Raw genomic sequence first — 25,012 nt, 5'->3', positions numbered from 1 at the left:
CTAACCCGATCACCGCCACCTACGACAGAAATCAGATCTCAGACCGACTCAACTGATGACGTCTTGTGAGGTACTGATCTTGGGACAGGTCCCGAACCACTCTCGCTGTCCCTCTGTAGACGCCGAACCCAATTTGTCGCATACGAATCGGTATCACGTGGTACCGGCGATCGCTGATCCCGCTCGAGCGCTCGCCGGTACCGAACGACGACACTCCGTCCGATGATCGCAGTCACGGATCGATTTTCGTCCGCGCGATGCCGTCTGCAAGCTCCGCGCTGATGAGCGCCTCGTGGCTTCGCCGAAGCCGTTCGGACAACGCCTGATGTGAGATGTCAAGTTCGGCGGCGAGTTCCTCGAGAGTTACCTCGCGAGGGACAGCGAAGTACCCCAGATTGTGTGCGGCGCGAATCGTCTCGTACTGGGTTTCCGTCAACGGCGTCCGGGCACGGGTGAGGTCGTCGATGCCGCTGACGCGTGTTACGGTCACGTCGAACTCGTACTGCCCGAACAGTTCGTAGGTGGTAGACACCGCTTCCCGATCGTGGAACAGCAGTTGCACCGACCAGACACCGTCTCCGCCGCGTGCAGTCAGGATCGCACCGTCGTTGTCGGTGACGATCTCCTGAAACAGTTTGACGCTGTCTCGAAACTCCAGACGGAACAGACACCCTTCCCGGTCGTCGGCGACTGAGATCGAGTTTCTGTCAGACTCGACGGTCAAACTCGCGATCACGTCGACGGACGGATCGTCCTCGAGTGCCCGTGTCAACGTTCGTCGACCCGCACCCGACGCCCGGACGAGCGGGGGGGAGCCACCGATCAGTCCGGCGATCCGAAACTCGAACGACGACACGCGCTCGAACGTTCGCTCGAATGCGAGACGATCGGCTGAAACCTCGAGTTCGACGACCGTGGTCATCACCCGGATTCACCACGGACGGATATAGACGGATTGGGTTTCCGGTAGCCTTTCCCGCCACCCAATCGGGATGAGTGTCGTCCAAAGCTGACCCTCCAATTCGCTAACGTTCACCGGAGCCCCCGGCTGGCAACCGATCGAAAAACGGCGAACGATCGACCGGCAATCAGTCATCGCAGACCGTATCACACCGACCGCCGTCGTTCGGAACCAGTGATCGATCGGACGCGATCACCGGTACACCGCGACAACAATCCGTCTCAGTGTTCGACGAGCTCGAGCAAGATACCGCCGGTGTCGCGAGGGTGCAAGAACGCGACGGTGTGGCCCCACGCACCCGCTCGTGGCTCCTCGTCGACGAGGGCGACATCGTGCTCACGGGCGCGCTCGAGGGCCGCTCCGAGGTCGTCCGTCGCAAGCGCCAGGTGGTGAATGCCGGGACCCTGATCCTCGAGATACCGCGAAATCGTCCCCTCCTCTATCGGCTCGAGGAGTTCGAAGTAGCCGTTCCCGCAGTCGACGAAGACGACGCGCATCCCGTCGAACTCTTCCTCGTGGGCGATCTCGAGGCCGAACAGGTCCGCGTACAGTTCGGCGAGCGCCTCTGCGTCGTCCGTCGCGATTCCCGCGTGGTCGAAGTGCATGCCCGAACGTTGATCGGCGCGGGCCAAATACGGACGGGATCGGTTCCGGCGTGAACGTGAGTTCGCATTCGCCAGTCACCGTCTCGCCACAGAAATCATATACTGGGCTGACAGATAGCGAGTATTACATGTATATCACGAATACGGAGACGGTTCCGGACGGCGAAATCGTCGGCGTACTCGGAATCGCGCGCGGAAACACGGTCGAGGCGAAAAACGCCGGTCAGGACTTCACACAGGGGATCCGAAACATCTTCGGCGGCGAACTCAAGGCGTACTCGGACCTCCTCTCGAAAGCCCGCGACGAGGCGATCTCGCGTATGGAGGCCCACGCCGAAGAGATGGGGGCCGACACCGTGGTCAACGTCCGCCTCGAGACCTCTCAGATCACCGACGGCGGCTCGGAAGTGATGGCCTACAGAACGGCGGTACGTCTTCGGTGATGACTCTCCTCTCGTGGGTTCGAGACTCTCCTGGGTCGACACTCGCCCCAGCCGTTCGCGCGGTGACGAAACCGAACCTGGAAATCTTCGCCTCGCCGGTGATCACCGGATCGATCGGGAACCCGGTGGTCACGGTTCGACCGTCGCCGCGAGCAGTCTCGCGTAGCACCTCGAGAGATGTTTCACCAGTGTCGGCGCAGATGGTCGGAACTAACCGTCACGTTGGTGGTATTAAAGATGCTATCCGATCAATCCACTCTCGACCATGTCTGGGAGCGCTCACCTCGAGATCGATACGGCCGACGTTTGGCCAGAGGAGATAGATGAGGACGAAGGCATCGTCACGAACTGGTTCGCACGCGAGGGGAGCCGGGTCGAGGACGGCGAGACGCTCTGTGAGATACAGATCGAAAAGGTTAGCGTCGACGTTCCGGCACCTGCAGCCGGAACCGTCCACGAGATCGTCTGCGACGAGGACGACGTGTTCGAGCGCGGCGATATCCTAGCGCTCTTCGAGGGGGACTGATACGGTTTACTGTCAGTCATGACCGCAGAAACCGCGATCAGTCTGCGGTTTCGCCGGTCCATCGTTACAGCAATCCGTACGATACGGGCTGTGATGCGTCAGTACCGGTCGACCGCTCGCCGATCTGCGATCGACCGGCAATCAGTCATCGCAAACCGTATCTCCTCGTTCGATTGCTGCGACCGACGTACTCGAGTTCCCTTGCCTTCTCTGCTTACGACAGTGTTACGGGGAAATGCTCCGAGGAGAATATACACAGTAGTCCTACGACATGTGATGGGGTGGAATGTCGTTCATTCCGCCGATCGACTATGCCCCGACACGAAACCGGGCGTATATACGTTCGAGCGCCATCTAGTCAGCTAACCGAAAGACGCGCCGTCTTTCACACGGTCGGAAATCGCCGTCGATGACGTGGCCGAAAGTCGGTCATCGTCGGTCGACTGCGATCGTTGGCTCACCAATTTCTGTTGGGTCACACTGTGTGGACAGACTGCTATGATCGGCACCACTAATGGACATTGAAATTGCAACTATCGGCGGCTACGAAGAGGTCGGACGGCAGATGACTGCCGTTCGTGCCGGAAACGACATCGTGATTTTCGACATGGGGTTGAACCTCTCGAAGGTCCTCATCCACGACAATATCCAGACGGAGGGAATGCACAGTTTGGATCTGATCGATATGGGCGCGATCCCCGACGACCGGGTTATGTCCGACCTCGAGGGCGACGTCCGGGCGATCGTCCCGACCCACGGCCATCTCGACCATATCGGCGCGATCTCGAAACTCGCACACCGATATGACGCGCCGATCGTCGCGACGCCGTTCACACTGGAGCTCGTCAAGGGCGAACTCGAGGACGAGAACAAGTTCGGTTCCGACAACGAGCTGATCCAGATGGACGCCGGCGAGACGATGACGATCGGTGATCACGGGATCGAACTCGAGTTCGTCAACGTCACCCACTCGATCATCCAGGCGATCAACCCCGTTCTCCACACGCCGGAGGGCGCGATCGTCTACGGGCTGGACAAACGGATGGACCACACGCCGGTTATCGGCGATCCAATCGATATGAAGCGCTTCCGGGAGATCGGTCGGGAAGGCGTCCTCTGTTATATCGAAGACTGTACGAACGCGAACAAGAAGGGGCGAACCCCTTCCGAGTCGGTCGCCCGTGAACACCTTCGGGATACCCTTTATAGCATGGAGGACTACGACGGCGGGATCGTCGCGACGACGTTCTCGAGCCATATCGCTCGGGTGAAGTCGCTCATCGAGTTCGCTCGAGAGATCGGTCGCCAGCCGATCCTCCTCGGTCGCTCGATGGAGACGTACTCGGGGACTGCGAAACGACTGGGCGTCGACTTCCCGTCCGACGTGCAGATGGTCGGCTACCGCCGATCGATCGATCAGACGCTCGAGCGGATCATGAACGACGGGAAGGGGAACTTTCTGCCCGTCGTGACTGGCCACCAGGGTGAGCCGCGAGCGTTACTGACGCGGATGGCCCGTGGCGAGACGCCGTACGACCTCAACGATGGTGATAAGGTCGTCTTCTCGGCTCGCGTGATCCCCGAGCCGACGAACGAAGGCCAGCGCTACCAGGCCGAGAAGCTGCTCGGGATGCAAGGCGCGCGCGTCTATTCGGACATCCACGTTTCCGGGCACTTGAACCAGGAAGGCCACTACACGATGCTCGATGCACTCCAACCCCAGCACGTTATTCCCGCCCATCAGGATCTCGGGGGATTCTCGGGCTACGTCGACCTCGCGTCGAACCAGGGCTATACGCTCGGTCGTGACCTGCATACGACCACGAACGGGAACATCATCCAGCTCGTCTAGCACGGATTGCTGTAACGGTATACCGACACACCCGGAGAACGGGTCCCGGGTGTGGCGGCCATGACGTACAGCAGACCGTTTGACGCGTAGTTTCCGAGTGGTGGTATCGCTCATCGATACTCTGACCTCGAGGATAGCAATCGTCGGTGCTTCGCCTACAGACGGAACGTGTCTCTTCGTGGGGACTGCCTGCAACCTATCTCTAAACAGTGAGAGAATCCCGCCGTTTCACGGCGTTGACGAGACGCAAATCGTCTCGTTCGCACACCAGAACGCCTCGCGTTCTGGGGACGGGCGTGAATCGCGTCACTCAACTCCACAATTCCTTACGGCCGGAATAGCCGAACCCGGATCGGGACATCTCGGTCCGACTTACAGAACTGAGTGTTTTGGCACGCCTGCACTGCAGCGTCGAATTCGATGGTGTGGTTCGAGTCGGCCCTGCAGTCGACGCTTGTCGAAGTGGTGAGCGAAAAATAGGTCGAGTGACTGACCGCAGATCTGGGAGAGGTGTCACGGAAACCGGAACGTCTCGAGATTCTTCGGCTGATACGTCCGAACGTTGTACTGCTGGTAGAGCGCTGACGAGAGTTGATCCGTCGCGTCCTCGTCACCGTGGACGCACAGAATCTGCTCGGGTCTCGGGTTCATCTCCTCGACGTACTGCTCGAGACCGCCCCGATCGGCGTGGCCGGAGAAGCCGCTTACGGACTCGATCCGACAGGCAAGCGTGAGTCGGTTGCCACGCCCCTCGAGTGCGATCTCCGTTCGACCACTCTGGATCCGCCGACCGAGCGTACCTTCGGCCTGATAGCCGACGAACAACAGCGTGTTCTCCGGATTCGGGCCGAGCAACTCGAGCCAGGACATGATCGGGCCACCGGTGACCATCCCCGAGGTCGAGAGGATGATACAGGGATCGTCGCTGGCGATATCTTCACGCATCTCCTGGCCGCCGTCGACCTGCCGGAACTGTTCGGCGACGAACGGATTGTCGTCGTCGTGGAGGATCCGTCGACGCAGGCCGTCGCGGAGGTACTCCGGGTAGGCCGTGTGGATCGCCGTCGCTTCCCGGATCATTCCGTCGAGGTAGATCGGCATCGTCGGAATCTTGTCTTCCCGCATCGCCTCCTCCAGGACGAGCATGAGTTCCTGGGAGCGACCGACCGCGAACGCGGGAATGACGACGATTCCGTCCTGCTCGTACGTCTCGTTGATGATCTCTCGGACGCGCGCTTCACTTTTTTCGGTGTCCGTCTGGTAGTCGTTGCGCCGACCGTAGGTCGATTCCATTACCATCGCCTCGACTCGCGGGAAGTCGTTGACCGCGCCGTTGAATAGCCGGGTGGGTTCGTAGTGGACGTCGCCGGAGAAGACGACGTTGTAGAACCCGTTGCCGACGTGGAAGTGTGCCGATGCGCTTCCCAGGATGTGGCCCGCGTTGTGCATCGTGAGCTTGATATCCGGCGCGATGTCGGTGACATCGCCGTAGGAGACGGGGATTGTGTGCTTGATCGCTTCGCGGACCTGCTCGCTCGAGTACGGTGGCGTCCGCCCTTCTTTCGAGGCGACGCTCAGGTAGTCGAGTTGCAACAGTCCCATCAGGTCACGCGTCGGCTCCGTCGTGTAGATCGGGCCGTCGTAACCGTATTTGAACAGCAGCGGGAGCAACGCGCTGTGATCGAGGTGGGCGTGGGTGAGAACGACCGCGTCGAGGTCGGTCAGCGGCATGGCTTCCGGCTCGTGGAGATACGGGACCTCTCCCTCGGCACCGGGTTTGTCGCCACAGTCGACGAGGATGCGCGTGTTCGGCGTGTGCAGGACGAAACTCGCCCGGCCGACCTCCCGACAACAGCCCAGTGTGGTGACGCGAACGTAGTCGACGTCGGTCTGGGGCTCCCGGTGGATCTTCTCCCCGACGTCACGGAGGAACTCCCGGCGTTCGCCACGCTCCTGAGTCAGGAAGTTCCGGACGTTGTCGACCGTCGAGGACTCCATAGGTGGCGTGCGGACGACCTCCGGATTCCATCCGACCTCCTGGGTAATCTCCCGGAGCGTCTTGCCGTGTTGGCCGATGACCAGCCCGGGCTTTTCGGCCTCGATGAGGACCTCGCCGACCGTCGCGTGAAACTCGAGGTTCTGGATGTTCGCCTCGTCGGGGACGATCGTACGGATCGTTCCTTCTGCTTCGGCTGGACTCGCTTGCTGTCCCGCAACGGGGCGGATCGTGACGCGTTTACGGAGCGCTCGTGCGAGGTCGCCCAGAAGCTGGCCATTCTCGGCGAACTGTTCGGGCGTCTCGGTGTAGATCACGAGGTCGGGTCCCTCGTACTGCACCTCGCTGACGTCGAGGTGGGGCGGTACTTCGGTTCGAACGCGGTCGAGTAACTCGGAGTTGGTCGTATCCTCGCTCATAGATGCTATCGCTGTCCGCAAGCTCGATCACGGCGATCGGCGTTCCTCCAGATTCGGACCGATTTGCCGGAATGTCTCAGGAATAATCGGCCAGCTGGGCTCCCGTGTGGAGAGCGTGACGAACGGCTGTATAGGTCTACGTGACCGTGTACAAAACCCTTCGCATGTGAAACGTATGTGGTATATTTTCACTCGATTGCTTCATCGGATCGCCAGAGCGGCTTTATTTCGCCGTTTTCACCATCGCTCACGGATCGCCGTTTGGACGTACCAAACCGACGTGGGGGCGAAGACAGCTGTTGAACCACTCGAGGACCGACGAGATGAGGACGAGTACGGGCGTAAAGACGGCTGCAGGATGTGCGCTCGGTCAGATGTGGGATACTAGATCGTTCGTCAGGACGACACACCTAGGAAAAGCTATAAGAATATCCAGTCGCTCGACAACGATAACAGGTATGTCCCTCCTCTTCGACCACGCTCTTTCCAACTTCTCCCCAGTAGGCGGCCACCATTACGAGGTCACGGCAGACGATTTCGCATCCGCTAAAGAGCGAGTCCCCGTCAAACCGATCGTCGAATTTGCTCAGCATCACGACCTCGCGTTTCCGGGCGACGATGAGTACATTTCCATCCCGCTCCACGGGACGGACAACGCCACACCGACTGGGGAGTACCTCGGCTACGCCAACACGGATCTCCGCGGTGAGATCATCGTCTATCGCGACGGGGACGATCGCGGATCGATCAGTCTCTCCGAGTTTGCAGAGACCAAACTGGCACGGCGAGTTCGATTCTGGCACTCCGACTATCAGCCGCCATCCCTTCCAGAGAGCTACGATCGCCCCGTCGACGACAACGAACCATCGCGGAAGACGATCGACTCGAACTCCTTCTGTGCTGATCTCGAGGAGTACATCGGAAACGAGCGAGATGCGACGCGTCAGGCAAACGAGGGGCGAGCGCAATCGAACACCGCTCGAGAAATCTACGTCAACGGTGGGAATGCGATTCCGACCGTCGAGTACAGGGGGCAAGACGGCGAGCAACTTAGACTCGAAGCGCAACCACTGACCGACGAATCGGACGATCGGGACGACTGGGCATACTACGTTCCAAACACGTTCGGAATTTACCAGGGGAACGAGATTCTGCTTCACGGCGATGGGGATGTTTTCCCGCTTCCGGCGACCGTCGAAACCATTCATGGCCTTCGATTTACCGCCAGTATCCACTGGAGCGACGTCGAATCGTCGAATAGCGTCCGACACCACCTGTCGAACGACGCTGACCTCGGTATCTCTCTCTTGTTGAACACTGTCCCAACCGATCGTGAACTCGAGGCGGTGGCCGAACTACAGAAGGATGCGTTTCTGGACGTGCTGACTGGCCAACGCCCGATCACGTTCACGAACGGGGCAACAGCCCAAAGCATGCAAGCCGACGACGATCTCAACCAGGAACAGCAGTTGGCTTCGGAACTGGCGCTGCTGGCGGACGACGTCTTCTGTATTCACGGCCCACCAGGAACCGGAAAGACACGCACGCTCATCGAGATCGTCCGACGGGCTGTCGAAGCGGGCGAACGTGTGCTTGTCTGTGCAGACTCGAACCAAGCGGTCGATAATATCGTCGTGGGGGAGTCGACGGTAAACGACCCGGACGACAGCTCGCTTCATCGTTATGCACAGTACGAGAACGGCGAGTTCACACTCAGACGGCTCAACGGTTCGAAGCGATCGAACGACCTCGTTCGACAGTACGGAACCACGAACGAGTCGGCAGATGTCGTCGCCGGTACGAACAACAGCACCGCTGGGCTACCAAGCGAGTTCGATCTCCTGGTACTCGACGAGGCGACGCAAGCAACGTGTGCGTCATCGTGTATTCCGTTGGTAAAGGCCGATCGAGTCGTCCTCGCTGGTGACCACAAGCAGCTCCCTCCGTTCAGTACGACCGAAGAGCCACCAGAGTCGAGTCTAGGAATGTCCCTGTTCGAACATCTCTATGCGGACGGTGGCGTGTACGAGGGCGTCGGAATGCAGTTGAAGACGCAGTATCGGATGCACCGCGACATTGCGGCGTTCTCGAACAGCGCGTTCTACAACCGCGAACTGCGGAACGGACGAACTGTCGAGTCACTTCCCTCGAGAGATGAACCGATGGAAGCGTTCAACGTCGGTGGGTCCGTCGAGGTCGACGATTACTCCCGATCGAACGACACTGAGGCCCGACTCGTGACGTATCTCGTCCAGGAGCTGTCTGACGATCTGTCGACGGATGAAATCGGCGTCATTACACCCTACACAGCACAGGTGAGAACGATCGAAGAGCGACTTCAGGATCACATTCAAAACGGCAACGCGGTAACCGTCGATACGATCGACTCGTTTCAGGGCAGCGAACGTGAGGCGATCGTCCTCTCGTTAGTTCGTTCCAATAGTCACGGCAATATCGGCTTCCTCGGGAGAGAGAAAGACGGTCCGAGACGGTTGAACGTGGCACTGACGCGGGCAAAACGATACTGTGCAGTCGTCGCCGATTTCCACACACTGTGTTATGAGACTAGCGGGAAGTGTACGGACCTCTATGCTCGGTTCAATCGATTCTTCGAAGAGACGGATCGTCGTCGTGACGTCGATCCCGATTTTATCCCGATCTGAGTCCGATCGTTCCCCACCGTCAGCTCCGGTCGTGCTCAGTGGTGCTCGGGTTAGACAGGCCGAAGAGGCGACCGTCACTCCGCGTTTCGGCGACGTATTCGAGATCATTAGTGTGTCCCGAACGGTTCAACAGCACGTACAGCGGCTTCCCGTCAGCAGGTCGCTTTGACACTCGCCAGCGACAAGTCCCTCCGTCGTCAGGTCGAGGACGTCCAGTCCGTGATCTTTGATACGGTTCGTTGTCGTTCGGTACCGGTGATCGATGACTTCGTCCGAATCGACTTGCCCAAAAAACATTGGTCAAATACCGTATCAGTCACAGGCTAAACACCCTCACGGAACGTGTAAATATCAGTTATGTAAACATTCGGGTTCGACTGCTCGAGCATTCGGCAGGATTATACTCCCCCACTCACGACTACCCGAGGCGCATGGAGGAGCGAACGAGGGCCTATCTTCGGGGGCGATTTCGCGACCACTACCGGCGAACGGAGATCACGCCGCCGCCTGCGGCCAACGAACGGGAGTGGGGCTTTATCCCCTGGACTGACAGCCCCGGAACGACGATGGTCCGCCACCGTTCGCTACTCGAGCTCGGCGACCTCTCTGAGTTTCTGGTTCGAAAACGGCCCCGCCACGTCTACTTCTCGGCGGGACGCTTTCGCGACCCCGGCGCGAGTTCGATGGGGGAGAAAGACTGGCAGTCCGCCGACCTCGTCTTCGACTTAGATGCCGACCATCTCCCCGGCGTAACACTCGGCGAGGATACCTACGCCGAGATGCTCGCGACGTGTAAGGACGCGCTTTTCCGATTGCTCGACTTTCTCGAGAACGATTTCGCCTTCGAGGACGTCGAAGTCGTCTTCTCGGGTGGGCGTGGCTATCACGTCCATATCCGCGACGAGAACGTTCGTCACTTAGAGCGCGAACACCGCCGAGAGATCGTCGACTACGTTCGCGGGATCGGCCTCGACTTCGACGAGCTGATCGAAACCGAAACCGTCGCCGGCCTCGGCCGTCGGACGCCGACCGAGCGGCGACACCTTCGGATCGACGGCGGCTGGGGCAAACGCATCCACGAGCAGTTCATGGCGTTCGTCGACGAGTTACTCGACCTCGAGAACGAGGCCGCCCTCGAGCGTCTCCAGGCGTTCGACGGCATCGGCGAGGGGAAAGCCGAGGCGACGCTGAACGCGGCCCGGAACAACCGCGAGGAACTCGAGGCGGGCAACGTAACCGTCCACACGGCGGTCGCACAGCTCGCCGAGCGGTTCGCCTCGCGAGCCGTCGAACGGGACAACGCGCCGATCGACGAACCGGTGACGACCGACACGAACCGACTCATCCGACTGCCCGGTAGCCTTCACGGCGGGAGCGGCCTCGAGACGCTCCGGCTCGACCGAGACGAGATCGACGACTTCGAGCCGCTTTCCGACGCCGTCCCGGAGACGTTCCGAGGACAGGAGATCGCCGTCGACGTTACCGACGGCGGCGAGGTCGAACTCGGTGGCGATATCTTTACGGTCTCGGAGGGAGATCAGTCACTCCCGGAGTACGTCGGCGTATTCCTCATGGCACGCGGCAGGGCTGAAAAGGAGAAAGAATGAACTTAGACGAGTTACGCTCGGTCCAGAGCAAGGAGCGCCAGAAAGATAGCCTCCAGAACCTGCGTCCGTCGTTCTACCAGGAGGTCGGCGAGTACATCGCGGACCTCGAGGACGAGCGCGACCGGGTTGCCGAGCAGGTCGACGATCCCTTCTCCTCGCCCGAAGTCGGCCGACTCACCGACGAGATCGAGACGGCGAAAGACGTCGTCGAGGCCATCTACGAGCGACGAATGGGAAAACTCGTCAAACAAGCCAGCCTCGCCGCGGCCGGTATGGCCGCGAACGACGAGGGACTCACCGCCGAGGAAGCGGACCTCTTCGACGACCTCGTCGATCGTATCGAATCGAACAAAACGCGCGTTCTCGACGTCCTCGAGGGTGTCGAGGACGGCGGCGGCGAGACGGAGATGGACACCGCGTCGACCGCACCCGAGGAGCCCGCACCGCCACCGGAGGAGCCACCGACGGACCGCGAGTCGGAGGTGGCCTCACAGACGGAGTCCGAACCCGTCACCGCGGGTTCCGAGGGCGCTACCGACTCGAGTACGATCAATCCCGCGGACGTTATGGGCGGGGCCGGCGGAGCCGCTGGAACCGAACCCACTGAGTCCCCGACCGATTCGACGGGTGGTACCGAACCGGGATCGGAGCCGACCGATTCGACGGGTGGTACCGAACCGGGATCGGAGCCGACCGAAACCGAATCGAACCGGACGAAACCCGACGCGAACGGCGGCGACTACGCGGATTCGGAGGCCGGAGGCGGTGCCCCGACGAACGACGGCGCTACCGTCGACCGTATGACCGTTAAGATCACCCGCGACGTCGGGTCAATCCTCGGTGTCGACGACCGCGAGTACACGCTCTCGAGCGACGATGTCGTCACCCTGCCGGAACAAAACGCAGTGCCACTGGTCGATCGCGAGGCTGCCGAACCGCTCGAGTGAGACCGCAACGCATACAACTATCGACGCAAACGGACGGCTATGCTCGACGTCGACGATTCGGCTCCTGAGTTTGAACTGGTCAACCAGCACGGCGATCTGGTCCGTCGGTCCGACTTTTCGGACCGCCGGCTCGTGGTTTACTTCTACCCGCGTGCTGACACCGACGGCTGTACGACCGAAGCCCGCGCGTTCGACGACGCGTTGGATCGCTTCGACCAGCGCGATACCGCCGTGGTCGGTATCAGCGACGACCCCGTCGAGGATCTCTCGTCTTTCGCCGAGAAGTACGACCTCAAGTTCGATCTCCTCTCTGATGAGGACGGCGAGGTCGCGACGATCTACGACTCTTACGGCGAAAAGCGGATGTTCGGCAACACGTTCGACGGTGTCTTCCGTAACACCTACGTCGTCGGACCCGACGGCCGAATCGAAGCCGTCTACGAGGGGGTAGACCCCGACGAACACGTCGAGGAGGTGCTGTCGGATATCGAAACCCGGTCCAGTCCGCCCGAGCCGACCACCTGAGTGAATCAACACAGGGCGCGATAGCGCTGGTGACGACGGCTCGTGTGGGAGACGCTACTGGAACGTTCGTCCGAGCTGGTCCTTTTCGCCGGGTTCGGCCGTGTTGAACTCCGCTTCGATCTCCTGGTAGCGTTCGCGCGTCTCGGCGGTCACGCTCGGCTTGACCTCCTCGAGTGCGTGTTCGAAGTGTTCCCGGCTGATCCGGACGTTCTCGATGGTGTCGGGCATCTCGTCAGGATCGACGGAGTTGATGAACTCCCGACTGGCTTCCATCGAGGCCTCGCGACAGACCGCCTCGATGTCGGCACCGACGTAGCCCTCCGTCTCCGCGGCGAGCCACTCGAGGTCGACCGCGTCGGCCAGTGGCTTCCCGCGGGTGTGGACCTCGAAGATCTTCCGGCGACCCTCCTCGTCCGGGACGGGAACGTGGACGTGTCTGTCGAGTCGCCCTGGACGGAGCAGCGCCGAATCGATCAGGTCCGGTCGGTTGGTCGTCGCGATCACGACGACGTCCTCGAGTTCCTCTAACCCGTCGAGTTCGGTCAGCAGCTGGGAGACGACGCGTTCGCCGACGCCGGAGTCTCCCTGGCGCTGGCCGCGTTCGCCGGCAATGGAGTCGATCTCGTCGAAGAAGATCACGGTCGGTGCGTTCGACCGCGCTTTCTCGAAGATTTCGCGAACGCCCTTCTCGGACTCGCCGACGTACTTGTTCAGCAACTCGGGGCCCTTGATCGAGATGAAGTTCGACTCGGCCTCGTTGGCGACTGCCTTCGCGAGCAGCGTCTTTCCGGTGCCCGGCGGGCCGTACATCATCACGCCCTTCGCGGCCTCGAGATCCATCGCCTCGAACACCTCTGGGTAGTCGAGTGGCCACTGGATCGTCTCGCGCAGGCGCTCTTTAGTGTCGCCCAGGCCGCCGACGTCGTTCCAGGTGACGTCGGGAACCTCGACGAAGACCTCGCGCATCGCGGAGGGCTGGATGCCCTTGAGCGCCTCCTTGAAGTCGGATTCGGTGACCTGTAGCGACTCGAGGACGTCGGCGTCGATCTCCTCGGACTCGAGGTCGAGTTCCGGGCGAATGCGACGCAGGGCGTTCATCGCGCTCTCGCGGGCCAGCGACTCGAGGTCCGCACCGACGAAGCCGTGGGTGTTCTCGGCGTAGCGATCGAGGTCGATCGATTCCGTGAGCGGCATCCCGCGGGTGTGGACCTGCAGGATCTCCTTGCGGCCGTCCTTGTCGGGGACGCCGATCTCGATCTCGCGGTCGAACCGGCCGCCACGCCGGAGCGCGGGGTCGATGTCGTCGACGCGGTTGGTGGCCGCGATCACGGTGACGCGACCGCGCTCCTCTAACCCGTCCATCAGCGAGAGCAACTGGGCGACGACCCGTCGTTCGACGTCGCCGCCGGCCTCTTCGCGTTTGGCGGCGATCGAGTCGAGTTCGTCGATGAAGATGATCGCGGGGGCGTTCTCTTCTGCCTCCTCGAACACCTCACGGAGTTGCTCTTCCGATTCGCCGTAGTACTTCGACATGATCTCCGGCCCGGAGATCGTCTCGAAGTAGGCGTCGATTTCGTTTGCGACCGCCTTCGCCATCAGGGTCTTCCCGGTACCCGGTGGGCCGTGGAGTAAGACGCCTTTCGGGGGCTCGATGCCGAGTTGCTGGAACAGCTCCGGGTGGCGCATCGGCAACTCGATCATCTCACGAACCTGATCGAGTTCGTTGTCGAGTCCGCCGATGTCCTCGTAGGTGACGTTCGGGACGCCTTCGGCGGAGGGGCCGCTGGCCGAACTAACCTGTTCGGCGGGCGTCTCCGAGATGTCGATGCTCGTCGAGTCGGTGATGACGACCGTTCCGCTCGGGGACGTACTCGCGATCTTCAGCGGGACGGACTGGCCCGAACTCGCCATCGGACCGAACGAGAGCGAGAACGGAACCGTCTGGCCCTCCGTGACGGCCTGCCCGGAGAGTTTATCCCGCACCAGCGGGCCGATGTCCCCCCGAATACGGAGGTTCTGAGGGAGCGCGACGGACACCGACGTCGCCGGTTTGACGTCCGCGCGTTCGATCGTCACGCGGTCGTCGATACCGACGTCGGCTTCCTGGCGCAGGCGTCCGTCGATTCGGACGATTCCTCGTCCCTCGTCCTCGGGGTAGCCCGGCCAGACACGTGCGACGGCCTGCTCGTCACCGTTGCCCGTGATGACGATATAGTCCCCGTTCTCGAGGTCGAGTTCTCGCATCGAGACGCGATCGATCGCCGCGAGTCCGCGACCCGCGTCTTTCTGCTTTAAGGGTTTGACGGTGAGTTTCATTGGTCTGCCTCCAGTTCGACAGTGAGCACGCCGTTTCTGATAAACGTGTGCGCATCAGCTGTCGCCTCGGGGAGTTCGAGTTCGAACTGGTCGTCCTCGAGGACGACGATAACCGTTCCGTCGACGAGGTCGACGGTCGCGTCGGCACCAGGGCCGAAATCGACCGCCACGACCGATGAGTCGTCGTACTCGTACCGGCGGGCCGGCCGTTCCGTTTCGTGAGTGAATCGATCGAGGTTCATCATTTAACTAACCACAGGTAAGTGCCCCTTATATATAAATCTTTCTCCCAATAATACGGGGACAGCAGTGGTGTGACAAGAAGATCGATGTTAGCAGTTCAGGCCGATCGTCGTCGCGAGTGTCGCCCAGTCGGACCGGCTTCGGCGACCAGCATTTATGCGGCCGCCTCTCGTCGACTACGCTATGCAGACGGTATCACATCACGGTCGGCGGACCGCTTACGAAAGTACCGACCGGGGCGGGGACGGGCCACGGATCTGCTGTGTCCACGGTAGCGGCTCTTCGCGGGACCTCTGGCGGTTTCAGCGAGAGCTCGGTGCGGAGAACCCGATCGTGGCGCTCGATCTCAGCGGGCACGGCGATTCGACGGATATCGACGCAACGGCTGGATACCCGACGCTTTCGGCCTACGTCGACGATCTCCTCGCTGTCGTCGAGCGTACGGACGCCCGCATCCTCCTCGGGAGTTCACTCGGTGGAGCCGTCGTCGTTCACGTCCTCCTCGAGCGAGAGTTCGACCCGGACGCGGTCGTCCTGACCGGAACGGGTGCACGGATGGGCGTCCTGGACGACCTGCTGCGGTGGCTCGAGACTGACTTCGATCGAGCGGTCGAGTTTCTCCACCAGCCGGGTCGTCTCTTCGCAGACCCCGACCCGACGCTGCGCGAGCGGTCGATCGAGACGATGTACGACTGCGGGCAGGCGGTCACCTACCGGGACTTTCGGACCTGCCACGCGTTCGACGTTCGTGACAGACTGGGGGAGATCGACGTCCCCGTCCTCGCGGTGTACGGTGAACACGACCGGCTGACCCCGCCGTGGTTCCACGAGTTTCTCGCCACGGAGATTCCGGACGCCCAGACGATCGAGATCTCCGACGCGGGCCACCTCTCGATGCTCGAACGACCCGACGCGTTCAACGAAGCCGTCACGACGTTTCTGCGGACGCTCGAAGACTGACGTGGCCGCGGATTCGATCAGCGCATCCGCTCGAGTGAGACGAACGACTCCCCCTCCGCACCGAGCCACTGCGTTTCGACGTCCCCGTCTTCCAGACGTTGTGGAAACATCGTACAGACGACGATATCTTCACCCTCGCGGTCGACGATCACGTGACGGAGCATTGCGGTCTCGTTGGAGACCGAATCGGGAACTGGAAGCGTCCCTGTGGTAGGGCGTGGCATACGTACGAACGGATTCGGCGGACGGTGTATATATACTCTCTCGGTATACAACGGGGTCTTCCTTGTAGTTGTATTATGCCCCTAGTACCCCGTGTCCGGTCGCCGGACGATCAGTAGATGTCCTCGAGATCCCCCTCCTCGTGGCTGTGTTCCGCTCCGGGAAACTCACCGGATTCGACCGCTGCGACGTACTCCTCGACGGCCGATTCCATCTCCCCGCGGACGTCGCCAAAGCGTTTCGCGAACGAGGGAGACCACTCGCTCAATCCGATCACGTCGTCGACGACGAGCACCTGCCCGTCACAGTCGGGGCCGGCACCGATGCCGATCGTCGGAATCTCGAGGGTGTCGGTCACCTCCGCCGCGAGGTTCGACGGAACGTGTTCTAAGACGAGCGAGAACGCGCCGGCCTCCTCGTGGGCCAACGCGAGTTCGCGGATACGCTCGGCCGCGTCGGGATCGGTCCCCTGTCTCGGATAGCCGCCGTACTGGTTGACGTGTTGGGGCGTCAGCCCGAGGTGGGCCATCACCGGAATGCCGAGCTGGGTCATCGTCTCGGTGAGCGAGACGGTGTGTGGTCCGGTCTCGAGTTTGACCGCTTGGGCACCCTCCTCTTTGAGCATCCGGCCCGCGTTCTCGACGCTCTCCCCTTCGTCGACGCCGTAGGAGAGAAACGGCATGTCGGCGACGACCAGCGCCTCCTCGGTCGCACGCGAGACCGCTCCGACGTGTCGTGCGAGGTCGTCGACGGTTACGGGAAGCGTCGTCTCGTAGCCGAGACTCGCGTTACCGACGCTATCTCCCACGAGGACGACGTCGACGCCTGCCTCGTCGACGATCCCGGCCGTCGGCGCGTCGTAGGCCGTCAACATGGTGATCGGCTGCTCTCCATCGTTTTTCCTGACGTCCCGAACGGTAGTCATAGACACACGTTCGGCCGCGAGCGTTAAACGTCGTCGCTCTCGGCTCGCGCTCGTCGGCTTGAGCAGCCGGAACGAGCGCGGACCCGCGACGCTTAATAGGGACGGCTCTGGAGAGACAGTCGTGCCGGAACCAGTCGAAAGCAGCTCCCCCGACGGTGTCGATTACGGCTGGGTGATGCAGGTCACCTTCGTGGCGACGATCGTCGTCGGGGCACCTATCGTCGCCGTGCTCTCGACGACGGCCGACCTCCCGACGTGGGGCGCTCGAGCGGAGTTCGCCATCCGCATCGGCGCGCCCATCTGGTTTCTCACGGCCATCGTCGTCTTCGCCTACGCCAAGCGGACGAGCGAGTGACCGGGACAGCAGTACGGACGACGTCGGTAGCGGTTCGAACGATAGTAGCCACTGAACGTCAATGTACACCTGATCGCAAGGCGGCTCCGCGATCAGTGTGTAATTCGTTTCAGTGGGGACTATATCTACGCGACTCCGATTCGTCGGATCGAACCTGGGCTGACACTACACGTACTCGAACGCCGTCCCGGCTCGCTCGGCGGTCAGTTCGTCTCGAGGGGAGTCGCCGACGAACAGCGCCCGCTCGGGCGAGGTCCCGAGGTCGTCGACGGCTGCGAGCAGTGGCTCGGGTTCCGGCTTCTGCGTTTCGACGGTGTCGCGACCGACGACCGTCTCGACTTCGTCGTGGAGGTTCTGTTCTTCGAGGGCGATTTGGCAGGCCTCCTCGCAGTTCAACGAACAGACGCCGACCGGCACCGTCCGCTCGAGCAGTTCGTCGGCGTGGCGGAGTCGCGGCGACGTCGGCGCGCCCTCGCGTTCGTGACTCGCGATGACGGATTCGACCTCCGCCGCCAGACCGACCTCGTCGGCACCGAGGAGCAGCTCCCAGAGGTCGTTCCCCCCCGGCTCGACGTCCGCGGCGTCGTACACCGCGAGGACGTCGGTCGCGACGGCGTTCCAGTCGACGTTTAGATCGACGATCGTCCCGTCCAGATCGTAGACGACAGCGTCGTACTCGGTCACGGGTACTCGTTAGTGGTCGGAGAAAATATAGTATCGGCTTCACTCGAGTCGAGCCAGTTGGTTCAACGCGTACACCGTCCGCAGGACGTCGACGCTCTTTCCCTGGTCGAAGACGAGTTCGTCCGTCTCGAGGACGTGTTCCAGGGTGTCCTGGGAGGCGTGTTCCGGCGCGGCCGCGATGCCGGCGTCGCGGTCGTCGATCCACCGCATCACCCGCAGGTCGCTTTTCGAGTCGCCCATCACGAGTGCGAACGGGTCCTCGACCCCCAGCACGTCGAGTGCGCGCTCGACGCCGACGACCTTGTTCAACTCGAGGCTCCCGATCTCGGCCGCGTCGGCCTCGTAGTAGGCGACGTCGATCCGCTCTAAGACGTCGGCGAGCGCGTCGGGAACGGCGTCGGGACCGAGATCGGGGTACGCACCTTCCCCCTCGAGGACGCCCCTGATCTCGGGGTCCTGTGCGGCGTAGAACGCTCGCGTCCAGTCCTCGATCGTCTCACCGTCGACGACGCCCTCGCCGTTTCCGTCGGCGCTGGACTCGCGGACCGAACCGACGGCGTCGGCGAGCAGGTCGATCAGGTAGACCAGCGCCTCGTCGATGACCTCCCGCGCGTTCGCGGAGCCGGTCTCGTAGTTCGGCTTCATCGTGACGTTGAACTCGTTGCCCTGGAGGTGACAGCCCCGGCGAAGCCGTTCGGGGGCTTCGGGGAGGGTACGCGACCGAACGTCGTCGAAGACGTCCCTGATCTCCGCGTCGAGGTCCTCGTAGAGCAACTGCTTCGTGTCGGCACCGTGTCCGGGGGTAAAGACCCCGGTTCCCGCCTCGTAGACGATCGAGAGGGTTCCCGAGTGAACGATCTCGCTTCCCAGCCCCTGGATGGCGAACCCCTTGACGTTCTCTAAGGTCTGGCCGGTGCAGATGACGATCGGAACGCCGGCATCGTGAAACTCGGTCAGGACGTGAAGCGTTTCGCGGGGAATCTCGTTGTCCGTCCCGCCGGCGGATCGAAGCGTCTCGTCGACGTCGAGGACGAGCACGTTCACGGCCCGCCCGTACTTCGTCTGGAGGTCGAGTGCGGTAAACGCCTGGTCGCGGTTCGCCCGCGCGGCGACCTCCGCGAACGTCTCGCCGGTCGCGAACGCGGATCGAATCTCGTCCTTTCGTACCTCGAGTTCCTCGGTGGCGTCCTGCCAGTGCTCGAGTGCCGCCCGCGAGTCGACCGCCGGAAAGATGTCGACGAACTCCTGGTACTCCCGCAACGTTTCCGTGTCGTACTCGTCGTAGAGACGGTAGACGAGATCGTATCGTTCCATCGTACTCCTACGTCGAACGTAACCGATAGAAGGTTTTCGCCTGGCCCTCGGTCCGTCTCGGGTCGGTTCGCATCCGGAAACCTCCTCCGATGGCAAGGGGCGAACGACGACACGCCTATAAAATCGGCGTCCGAACCCTCCCGTTATGAAGAACGTCGACGATCTGATCGAGAGTGCAGCGGAGCTTGCAGCGCGAGGACTATCGAAAGGGGAGATCGCGGACGAACTCAACGTGTCACGGGAGACCGCGAGCTGGCTCGTCGAGCGAAGCGACGCCGCCCCGACCGATCAGCCATCCCAGACCCAGACCGATCGACCTGCGGGAGGTCCACAGGACATCCACGTCGACTGGTCGGCGATCGGACGTGACAGCGGACGAATGGGCCACGTCGCGGCCGCGATGGCCGACTTACTGGCCAAACACGGCAAGAACGTGGATCTGACGATCGGTATCGAGAAGGCTGGCGGGCCGATCGCGACGCTCGTCGCACGCGAACTCGAGACGGATCTGGGAACGTACACCCCCGCGAAACACCAGTGGGAGGAAGGCGACATCGAAGACCTCGGCGGGACGTTCTCCCGAAACTTCGCGACGATTCGCGACCGCGAGTGTTACGTCGTCGACGACACGATCACGAGCGGGACGACCATGCGCGAGACGATCGAGGCGATCCGCGCTGAAGGGGGCGAACCGCTCGCGTGTGTCGTACTAGCTGACAAACAGGGGATTGAAGCGGTCGACGGCGTTCCCGTCTACTCGCTCCTCCAGGTCATCAGCGTCGGCAAAGAGGAGTGAGACGGTCTGCTGCCCGTCCGAGCCACGGGCGTTAGCACTGTTGCGCTCGTAAGCAACCGTTGGCTGACGAACGGACGAGCGTCGGTGGCGGACGGATTTCTCGAAGCGTGTTTCTCACTCGACACTCCGATTTCGATCCCGACGAACCGTTTCCTATCGCGGCGAATCGTGCGCATGTAACAGTCGTTTGAAACTCGAGCGAGTGCTGTATGTCCCACATTCTCTTGTCCTCCCGCCAGGTCGAACTCGATGGCTATGACGTACACAGACCGCCTGACTCGCCGTCGAGCGATCGCGTTGACTGCAGCAGCCGGTGTGACCGCACTTGCAGGCTGTGGTGACGAAGGTCCCGGTGAAGCCGACGACACGTCACCGGAAAACGACGACCCGGCAGACGATCCGGAGGACGATCCCGCAGACGAAGAGAACGGTGACGACGCGATGGACGAAGAGAACGGTGACGACGCGGGCGAAGAGTAGGGTCGAAGGCATAGCAAGCACGGGACCGCTCATCGAAAGCCTCCGTGAAGCCGAAGATCGCTTCCGGGATCCGTTCGTCGTGAGCCGCGTCGATCCACCGCTAACTCGTCTTTTGCACCGAGTGCGAGACGGATCTCTCCCGAGTTTCGTCTCGAGCGCTCAAAAAACGTGTGAAGACGCGACTAGCCGTGGATGCCCATCGCTTCGATCTGTTCTTGATACCGGTTCCGGATCGTCACTTCCGTCACCTGTGCGACGTCAGCGACCTCACGCTGGGTCTTCTTCTCATTACAGAGAAGCGACGCGGCGTAGATCGCCGCGGCGGCGTATCCGGTCGGTGACTTACCCGAGAGTAGGCCTTCCTCGGCCGTCTTCTCGATGATCTCGTTGGCCTTGGTCTGGACTTCCTCGGACAGTTCGAGTTCAGAACAGAAGCGCGGGACGTACTTTTTCGGGTCGACGGGTCGCATCTCGAGGCCGAGTTCCTGCGAGATGTATCGATACGTCCGACCGATTTCCTTTCGTTCGACGCGTGAGACTTCCGAAATCTCCTCGAGGCTTCGCGGAATGCCTTCCTTTCGACAGGCCGCATAGAGGGCCGACGTCGCGACGCCCTCGATCGAGCGGCCACGGATGAGGTCCTCTTTGAGCGCGCGTCGGTAGATTACCGACGCGACCTCGCGAACCGAACGCGGGACGCCGAGTGCCGAGGCCATCCGATCGATCTCGGAGAGCGCGAACTGCAGGTTTCGTTCGCCGGCGTCTTTGGTTCGAATGCGCTCTTGCCACTTGCGCAGTCGATGCATCTGACTGCGCTTTTTCGAGGAAATAGAGCGACCGTAGGCGTCTTTGTCCTTCCAGTCGATCGTCGTCGTGAGCCCCTTGTCGTGCATCGTCTGTGTCGTTGGGGCGCCGACGCGGGACTTCTCTTGGCGTTCCTGGTGGTTGAACGCCCGCCACTCAGGGCCGGGGTCGATCTTCTCCTCTTCCACGACGAGCCCACAGTCTTCACAGATGAGCTCACCCCGGTCGGAGTCCTTAACGAGATTCTCCGAGTCACACTCGGGGCAGGCACGTACCCCTTCTTGATCCTCGGTCTCGTCCATCTCACGCGTTCGCTCCCGCTGGCGGGTGGACCGTGTCATCGCACTTTTATAGTAGTATCACCACAATATATAAACCCTTGGACTCCGTTTTCACCTGTCGACGGATATCCGCCAATAATCGGCGATAGAGCGCCTCAACGGTCGAGTTTGCGATTTGAAACCGGAAAGACTTTATCCGGAACTCGGCGATGGACGGGACGAATGCCGGTTATCGAATGCGACGTCGACGCCGCCCGCGACCGCCTCGAGCAAGCGGGTGTGACCGTCGAACCCGGAAACACCGACCACGAGCGCTGGCGGGCGAGCCGCGGGGACGCGACCGCGGTCGCCTACGACGACAAAGTCGTCGTCCAGGGTGGGGCTCCGCGGGATCTCGAAGCGATCCTCCGGGAGGGGGGTGGCCGCGCACATGTCTACTTCGACGGCGGCGCGCGCGGCAACCCCGGCCCCGCGGGGATCGGCTGGGTGGTCGTCACGAGCGAGGGGATCGTCGCTGAGGGAAGCGAGACGATCGGACGCGCGACGAACAACCAGGCCGAGTACGAGGCGTTGATCGCCGCCCTCGAGGCCGCCCGCGACTACGGCTACGACGAGATCCACGTCCGCGGAGACTCCGAACTGATCGTCAAGCAGGTCCGCGGCGAGTACGACACCAACAACCCGGAGCTTCGCGAGCGCCGCGTCACCGTCCACGAACTCCTGCGGTCGTTCGACGAGTGGACGCTCGAGCACGTCCCACGCGAGGTCAACGACCGCGCGGACGCCCTGGCGAACGAAGCGATGGACCAGCAGTGATCCCATCAACACGTCCCTCTCCGCCACCGGCTTTCGTCTCGTGATTCGGTCGCCGACGACCGACGACGAAATCGAGCACGGAAAGACCCTCGAGGACGAACCATCGTCCATGAGCAATTTCGATGGATTAGACGGGCCCGGCATCGATCACGAGGGTGGGACCGACTACGAGGGCGGCAACGCGGACACGGGCGGAGCCGACGGTGACGAGGAGGTCCCTGCGGACGTCGTCAGCAAGGTCGAACGGCTCACCCGCATCGCGCGCTCGACGCCCGACGAAAACGAGACGACAGCACGGAAGCGTCGTCGTGACGACCTCCTCGAGCCGTACGGATTCACCGCCAGGATCCGCGAGGACGACGGCGACGCGGTGCTCGTGCTCTATCCCGAGGAGTGGCGCGATGGTGACGTCGTGAGAACCGACCGGATCGAAGACGTCTCACGAGCGATCGAGGTGTCACTCGAGGGGGCGGGCGATCCGGACGACTGGAGTGCCGTCGACGAACACAACCGCGAACTCGTCGCGCAGGTCGCCAAGCGCCACGGCGACGTCCACGGGGCGAACGCGAGCGCGCTCGCGGATTTCGTCGGGAACCACTACGCGAAACGGATCGAGTCGCTGACTGGCCCGGAGCTCTCGGAGTTCTGTACGGAGTATTTCGTCCGCAACGCGTGGCCGTCGCCAGCCCAGCGTGACGTCGTCGAAGAATCGATCGAGTTGGTCTACGAGACGGCCGACGAACCGGTGCCCGAGTTCCGGATTCGGTAGACCGCTCGTTCGGAGTTCAGTAGCTCTCGTCGACGATATCGCGGATCTCGTCGGCACGGTCGTCGCCGGTGACGACCTTCGAGAGCGTCCAGCGGACGCCGTCCAAGACAGCGTCGTAGCCGTCGTCGGTCAGCGAGTACTGGTTCGTTCGCTTGTCGAGTTCGCTCTTTTCGACCAGCCCGAGTTCGACGAGTTCGTCGAGGTTCGGGTAGAGTCGACCGTGATTGACTTCGGTCCCGTAGTACTCTTCGAGTTCGCGCTTGATCGCCAGCCCGTACATCGGCTCCTTCGCGAGGATGGTGAGGATGTTGGTCTGGAACGCGGTGAGTTCCCGTGCAATGCTCTGTTCGCCGGTGATTGATTGTGCCTCTGACATACTTCTGTAAATGTCACCAGACTATTTAAGACTTGCCAACTATTTGGTCTTACGGACGGTCAGACGCCGTCTTTCCGCAGATGGCGGTCGAACGGTTCCCGACCGGTCGCGTCTGTCGGCTGTCTGGTAGCCGTCACTTGTGCTTCAAACGTGATTACGAAAGTACTTTTTGATCCACCGCCGACTCTCAGCGTACATGGTCAATCTCTGGGAAGACCTCGAGACTGGACCGAACCCGCCAGAAGAGATCTACGCCGTCGTCGAGTGTCTCAAAGGCGAGCGAAACAAGTACGAGTACGACAAGGACGTCCCCGGCGTCGTCCTCGACCGCGTCCTCCACAGCAACGTCCACTACCCCTCCGACTACGGCTTTATTCCCCAGTCGTACTACGACGACGAGGACCCCTTCGACGTGCTCGTCCTCGTCGAAGACCAGACGTTCCCCGGCTGTGTCATCGAGGCCCGCCCCGTCGCCCTGATGAAGATGGACGACGACGGCGAGCAAGACGACAAGGTCATCGCCGTCCCCAGCGAGGATCCACGATTCGACCACATCGAGGATCTCGAAGACATTCCACAGCAACAGCGTGACGAGATCGACGAGTTCTTCGCGACCTACAAGAATCTCGAGGCGGGCAAGGAAGTCGAGACGTTGGGCTGGGAGGACAAACAGGCCGCCTACGACGCCATCGAACACGCCCAGGACCTCTACGAGGAACAGTTCGGGTAACGCCGTCGGAAGCTGGACGGCCGCTCCTGACCGACTCTCTCCCGGCCGAGACGTCTCCGGTCGATTCGTCTTCGACTGACTCTCACTCGGCCCATCGACTTCGACCGATTCACTCGAGTTATCCACGCTCGAGAACTCATGCGTTATGAGCATGGGTAATTTTATCCGGCTGGTCGGCGTACGTCCGTCCGTTATGGCAGTAACCGATCCGTCCGTCAACGACGCCGAAATCGGCGAGCGAACGGACTCGAGTCCCGGTCTGGCCCACCCGACGGTCGTCCCGACGAACTTCGATCCGGACGCCCCCGGTGGACGAGCGGAGTGACAATCCTCGACGCCGGTTAGTTTCGGCTTCGCCCGCCACACCTGCCACAGACGAGACCTCCCTACTGGCGGT

26 protein-coding genes are annotated in these 25,012 nt (G+C 61.8%); 15 read left to right on the top strand and 11 right to left on the bottom strand.

The genetic code is table 11. The features are described from left to right. Window positions 1-232 precede the first annotated feature (232 nt). The gene (locus FYC77_RS09945) at window positions 233-922 is read right to left on the bottom strand and encodes a helix-turn-helix domain-containing protein (protein ID WP_149081347.1); all 690 of its coding nucleotides are present in this window, start codon (window positions 920-922) and stop codon (window positions 233-235) included. A 260-nt stretch (window positions 923-1,182) separates the two neighbouring features. After that, entirely contained in the window at window positions 1,183-1,566 is a 384-nt protein-coding gene (gene mce / locus FYC77_RS09940) for a methylmalonyl-CoA epimerase (RefSeq protein ID WP_149081346.1), read from the bottom strand. A gap of 128 nt (window positions 1,567-1,694) precedes the next feature. On the opposite strand from mce, the gene FYC77_RS09935 reads away from it, so the two are divergent. From FYC77_RS09935 to FYC77_RS09925, 3 genes are all read left to right on the top strand, one after another. After that, window positions 1,695-2,009, top strand: a complete 315-nt coding sequence (locus FYC77_RS09935; protein WP_149081345.1) for a YbjQ family protein — start codon at window positions 1,695-1,697, stop codon at window positions 2,007-2,009. 265 nt (window positions 2,010-2,274) lie between these two features. Beyond that, a complete protein-coding gene (locus FYC77_RS09930; RefSeq protein WP_149081344.1) occupies window positions 2,275-2,535 on the top strand; it encodes a lipoyl domain-containing protein in 261 nt (86 codons plus the stop codon). A 514-nt stretch (window positions 2,536-3,049) separates the two neighbouring features. Beyond that, window positions 3,050-4,387, top strand: a complete 1,338-nt coding sequence (locus FYC77_RS09925; RefSeq protein WP_149081343.1) for an RNase J family beta-CASP ribonuclease — start codon at window positions 3,050-3,052, stop codon at window positions 4,385-4,387. Window positions 4,388-4,900: 513 nt separating this feature from the next. Here the strand turns inward: FYC77_RS09925 and FYC77_RS09920 are convergent. Further along, window positions 4,901-6,802 carry a beta-CASP ribonuclease aCPSF1 gene (locus tag FYC77_RS09920; RefSeq protein WP_149081342.1) on the bottom strand — a complete coding sequence of 634 codons (1,902 nt, stop codon included), beginning with the start codon at window positions 6,800-6,802 and terminating at the stop codon, window positions 4,901-4,903. Between the two features lie 458 nt (window positions 6,803-7,260). On the opposite strand from FYC77_RS09920, the gene FYC77_RS09915 reads away from it, so the two are divergent. From FYC77_RS09915 to bcp, 4 genes are all read left to right on the top strand, one after another. Beyond that, a complete protein-coding gene (locus tag FYC77_RS09915; RefSeq protein ID WP_149081341.1) occupies window positions 7,261-9,465 on the top strand; it encodes a DEAD/DEAH box helicase in 2,205 nt (734 codons plus the stop codon). Window positions 9,466-9,896: 431 nt separating this feature from the next. Further along, the gene (gene priS, locus FYC77_RS09910) at window positions 9,897-11,072 is read left to right on the top strand and encodes a DNA primase small subunit PriS (protein ID WP_149081340.1); all 1,176 of its coding nucleotides are present in this window, start codon (window positions 9,897-9,899) and stop codon (window positions 11,070-11,072) included. Then, the gene (locus FYC77_RS09905; RefSeq protein ID WP_149081339.1) at window positions 11,069-12,019 is read left to right on the top strand and encodes a hypothetical protein; all 951 of its coding nucleotides are present in this window, start codon (window positions 11,069-11,071) and stop codon (window positions 12,017-12,019) included. The genes priS and FYC77_RS09905 overlap by 4 nt, the downstream gene beginning before the upstream one ends. Window positions 12,020-12,058: 39 nt before the next feature. Further along, on the top strand, window positions 12,059-12,544 hold the full coding sequence (gene bcp / locus FYC77_RS09900; protein ID WP_149081338.1) for a thioredoxin-dependent thiol peroxidase: 486 nt from the start codon (window positions 12,059-12,061) through the stop codon (window positions 12,542-12,544). A 54-nt stretch (window positions 12,545-12,598) separates the two neighbouring features. Here the strand turns inward: bcp and FYC77_RS09895 are convergent, their stop codons facing one another. After that, window positions 12,599-14,860, bottom strand: coding sequence for a CDC48 family AAA ATPase (locus FYC77_RS09895; protein ID WP_149081337.1), 2,262 nt, complete (start codon window positions 14,858-14,860; stop codon window positions 12,599-12,601). Beyond that, complete coding sequence (locus FYC77_RS09890) at window positions 14,857-15,102, bottom strand: DUF7127 family protein (RefSeq protein ID WP_149081354.1); 246 nt, start codon at window positions 15,100-15,102, stop codon at window positions 14,857-14,859. Before FYC77_RS09890 ends, FYC77_RS09895 begins: the two co-directional genes overlap by 4 nt. A 184-nt stretch (window positions 15,103-15,286) precedes the next feature. Between FYC77_RS09890 and FYC77_RS09885 the strand changes: the two genes are divergently transcribed. After that, window positions 15,287-16,063 (top strand): alpha/beta fold hydrolase, encoded by a 777-nt coding sequence (locus FYC77_RS09885; protein ID WP_149081336.1) that lies wholly within the window; start codon window positions 15,287-15,289, stop codon window positions 16,061-16,063. 17 nt (window positions 16,064-16,080) lie between these two features. On the opposite strand, the gene FYC77_RS09880 is transcribed toward FYC77_RS09885, so the two are convergent. Both FYC77_RS09880 and panB read right to left on the bottom strand, forming a co-directional pair. Then, window positions 16,081-16,287, bottom strand: a complete 207-nt coding sequence (locus FYC77_RS09880) for a DUF7511 domain-containing protein (protein WP_149081335.1) — start codon at window positions 16,285-16,287, stop codon at window positions 16,081-16,083. Between the two features lie 110 nt (window positions 16,288-16,397). Further along, window positions 16,398-17,210, bottom strand: a complete 813-nt coding sequence (gene panB, locus FYC77_RS09875) for a 3-methyl-2-oxobutanoate hydroxymethyltransferase (protein ID WP_149081334.1) — start codon at window positions 17,208-17,210, stop codon at window positions 16,398-16,400. A 121-nt stretch (window positions 17,211-17,331) separates the two neighbouring features. Here panB and FYC77_RS09870 point away from each other — a divergent pair, with 121 nt between their 5' ends. Then, complete coding sequence (locus FYC77_RS09870; protein ID WP_149081333.1) at window positions 17,332-17,565, top strand: DUF5822 domain-containing protein; 234 nt, start codon at window positions 17,332-17,334, stop codon at window positions 17,563-17,565. A gap of 165 nt (window positions 17,566-17,730) precedes the next feature. Here FYC77_RS09870 and FYC77_RS09865 read toward each other — a convergent pair whose 3' ends face one another. Continuing rightward, window positions 17,731-18,249, bottom strand: coding sequence for an HAD family hydrolase (locus FYC77_RS09865; RefSeq protein WP_149081332.1), 519 nt, complete (start codon window positions 18,247-18,249; stop codon window positions 17,731-17,733). A 39-nt stretch (window positions 18,250-18,288) separates the two neighbouring features. Next, complete coding sequence (locus tag FYC77_RS09860; protein ID WP_149081331.1) at window positions 18,289-19,563, bottom strand: HAD family hydrolase; 1,275 nt, start codon at window positions 19,561-19,563, stop codon at window positions 18,289-18,291. A gap of 145 nt (window positions 19,564-19,708) precedes the next feature. Between FYC77_RS09860 and gfcR the strand changes: the two genes are divergently transcribed. Beyond that, on the top strand, window positions 19,709-20,359 hold the full coding sequence (gfcR, locus tag FYC77_RS09855) for a transcriptional regulator GfcR (RefSeq protein WP_149081330.1): 651 nt from the start codon (window positions 19,709-19,711) through the stop codon (window positions 20,357-20,359). 249 nt (window positions 20,360-20,608) lie between these two features. After that, window positions 20,609-20,839, top strand: coding sequence for a hypothetical protein (locus tag FYC77_RS09850; RefSeq protein ID WP_238386882.1), 231 nt, complete (start codon window positions 20,609-20,611; stop codon window positions 20,837-20,839). A gap of 182 nt (window positions 20,840-21,021) precedes the next feature. On the opposite strand, the gene FYC77_RS09845 is transcribed toward FYC77_RS09850, so the two are convergent. Further along, a complete protein-coding gene (locus tag FYC77_RS09845; RefSeq protein ID WP_149081329.1) occupies window positions 21,022-21,984 on the bottom strand; it encodes a transcription initiation factor IIB in 963 nt (320 codons plus the stop codon). A 162-nt stretch (window positions 21,985-22,146) separates the two neighbouring features. Between FYC77_RS09845 and rnhA the strand changes: the two genes are divergently transcribed. Together rnhA and FYC77_RS09835 are read left to right on the top strand one after the other, a co-directional pair. Next, window positions 22,147-22,740: a ribonuclease HI gene (gene rnhA, locus FYC77_RS09840; RefSeq protein ID WP_149081328.1), complete on the top strand. Its 594-nt coding sequence runs from the start codon at window positions 22,147-22,149 to the stop codon at window positions 22,738-22,740. Between the two features lie 109 nt (window positions 22,741-22,849). Next, window positions 22,850-23,509, top strand: a complete 660-nt coding sequence (locus tag FYC77_RS09835) for a DUF7108 family protein (RefSeq protein WP_238386881.1) — start codon at window positions 22,850-22,852, stop codon at window positions 23,507-23,509. Between the two features lie 16 nt (window positions 23,510-23,525). Here FYC77_RS09835 and FYC77_RS09830 read toward each other — a convergent pair whose 3' ends face one another. Further along, complete coding sequence (locus tag FYC77_RS09830; RefSeq protein WP_124194862.1) at window positions 23,526-23,885, bottom strand: PadR family transcriptional regulator; 360 nt, start codon at window positions 23,883-23,885, stop codon at window positions 23,526-23,528. Window positions 23,886-24,081: 196 nt separating this feature from the next. On the opposite strand from FYC77_RS09830, the gene FYC77_RS09825 reads away from it, so the two are divergent. Together FYC77_RS09825 and FYC77_RS20875 are read left to right on the top strand one after the other, a co-directional pair. After that, entirely contained in the window at window positions 24,082-24,615 is a 534-nt protein-coding gene (locus FYC77_RS09825) for an inorganic diphosphatase (protein ID WP_149081327.1), read from the top strand. A gap of 193 nt (window positions 24,616-24,808) precedes the next feature. Continuing rightward, complete coding sequence (locus tag FYC77_RS20875) at window positions 24,809-24,940, top strand: hypothetical protein (RefSeq protein WP_255455253.1); 132 nt, start codon at window positions 24,809-24,811, stop codon at window positions 24,938-24,940. The last annotated feature ends 72 nt before the right edge of the window (window positions 24,941-25,012 follow it).

The sequence above is a fragment of the Natrialba swarupiae genome (assembly GCF_008245225.1).
Classification (GTDB): Archaea; Halobacteriota; Halobacteria; order Halobacteriales; family Natrialbaceae; genus Natrarchaeobius; species Natrarchaeobius swarupiae.
This window is presented reverse-complemented; position numbering and strand designations above follow the sequence as displayed.

Bases quoted from the DNA above. Each gene is read 5' to 3' on its own strand.
- bcp (WP_149081338.1), top strand. From the start codon at position 12,059: ATGCTCGACGTCGACGATTCGGCTCCTGAGTTTGAACTGGTCAACCAG.
- panB (WP_149081334.1), bottom strand. From the start codon at position 17,210: ATGACTACCGTTCGGGACGTCAGGAAAAACGATGGAGAGCAGCCGATC.
- priS (WP_149081340.1), top strand. From the start codon at position 9,897: ATGGAGGAGCGAACGAGGGCCTATCTTCGGGGGCGATTTCGCGACCAC.
- FYC77_RS09935 (WP_149081345.1), top strand. From the start codon at position 1,695: ATGTATATCACGAATACGGAGACGGTTCCGGACGGCGAAATCGTCGGC.
- rnhA (WP_149081328.1), top strand. From the start codon at position 22,147: ATGCCGGTTATCGAATGCGACGTCGACGCCGCCCGCGACCGCCTCGAG.
- mce (WP_149081346.1), bottom strand. From the start codon at position 1,566: ATGCACTTCGACCACGCGGGAATCGCGACGGACGACGCAGAGGCGCTC.
- FYC77_RS09885 (WP_149081336.1), top strand. From the start codon at position 15,287: ATGCAGACGGTATCACATCACGGTCGGCGGACCGCTTACGAAAGTACC.
- FYC77_RS09895 (WP_149081337.1), bottom strand. From the start codon at position 14,860: ATGAAACTCACCGTCAAACCCTTAAAGCAGAAAGACGCGGGTCGCGGA.
- FYC77_RS09915 (WP_149081341.1), top strand. From the start codon at position 7,261: ATGTCCCTCCTCTTCGACCACGCTCTTTCCAACTTCTCCCCAGTAGGC.
- gfcR (WP_149081330.1), top strand. From the start codon at position 19,709: ATGAAGAACGTCGACGATCTGATCGAGAGTGCAGCGGAGCTTGCAGCG.
- FYC77_RS09830 (WP_124194862.1), bottom strand. From the start codon at position 23,885: ATGTCAGAGGCACAATCAATCACCGGCGAACAGAGCATTGCACGGGAA.
- FYC77_RS09890 (WP_149081354.1), bottom strand. From the start codon at position 15,102: ATGAACCTCGATCGATTCACTCACGAAACGGAACGGCCGGCCCGCCGG.
- FYC77_RS09850 (WP_238386882.1), top strand. From the start codon at position 20,609: ATGGCTATGACGTACACAGACCGCCTGACTCGCCGTCGAGCGATCGCG.
- FYC77_RS09880 (WP_149081335.1), bottom strand. From the start codon at position 16,287: ATGCCACGCCCTACCACAGGGACGCTTCCAGTTCCCGATTCGGTCTCC.
- FYC77_RS09860 (WP_149081331.1), bottom strand. From the start codon at position 19,563: ATGGAACGATACGATCTCGTCTACCGTCTCTACGACGAGTACGACACG.
- FYC77_RS09925 (WP_149081343.1), top strand. From the start codon at position 3,050: ATGGACATTGAAATTGCAACTATCGGCGGCTACGAAGAGGTCGGACGG.
- FYC77_RS09825 (WP_149081327.1), top strand. From the start codon at position 24,082: ATGGTCAATCTCTGGGAAGACCTCGAGACTGGACCGAACCCGCCAGAA.
- FYC77_RS20875 (WP_255455253.1), top strand. From the start codon at position 24,809: ATGGCAGTAACCGATCCGTCCGTCAACGACGCCGAAATCGGCGAGCGA.
- FYC77_RS09835 (WP_238386881.1), top strand. From the start codon at position 22,850: ATGAGCAATTTCGATGGATTAGACGGGCCCGGCATCGATCACGAGGGT.
- FYC77_RS09920 (WP_149081342.1), bottom strand. From the start codon at position 6,802: ATGAGCGAGGATACGACCAACTCCGAGTTACTCGACCGCGTTCGAACC.
- FYC77_RS09905 (WP_149081339.1), top strand. From the start codon at position 11,069: ATGAACTTAGACGAGTTACGCTCGGTCCAGAGCAAGGAGCGCCAGAAA.
- FYC77_RS09945 (WP_149081347.1), bottom strand. From the start codon at position 922: ATGACCACGGTCGTCGAACTCGAGGTTTCAGCCGATCGTCTCGCATTC.
- FYC77_RS09845 (WP_149081329.1), bottom strand. From the start codon at position 21,984: ATGACACGGTCCACCCGCCAGCGGGAGCGAACGCGTGAGATGGACGAG.
- FYC77_RS09930 (WP_149081344.1), top strand. From the start codon at position 2,275: ATGTCTGGGAGCGCTCACCTCGAGATCGATACGGCCGACGTTTGGCCA.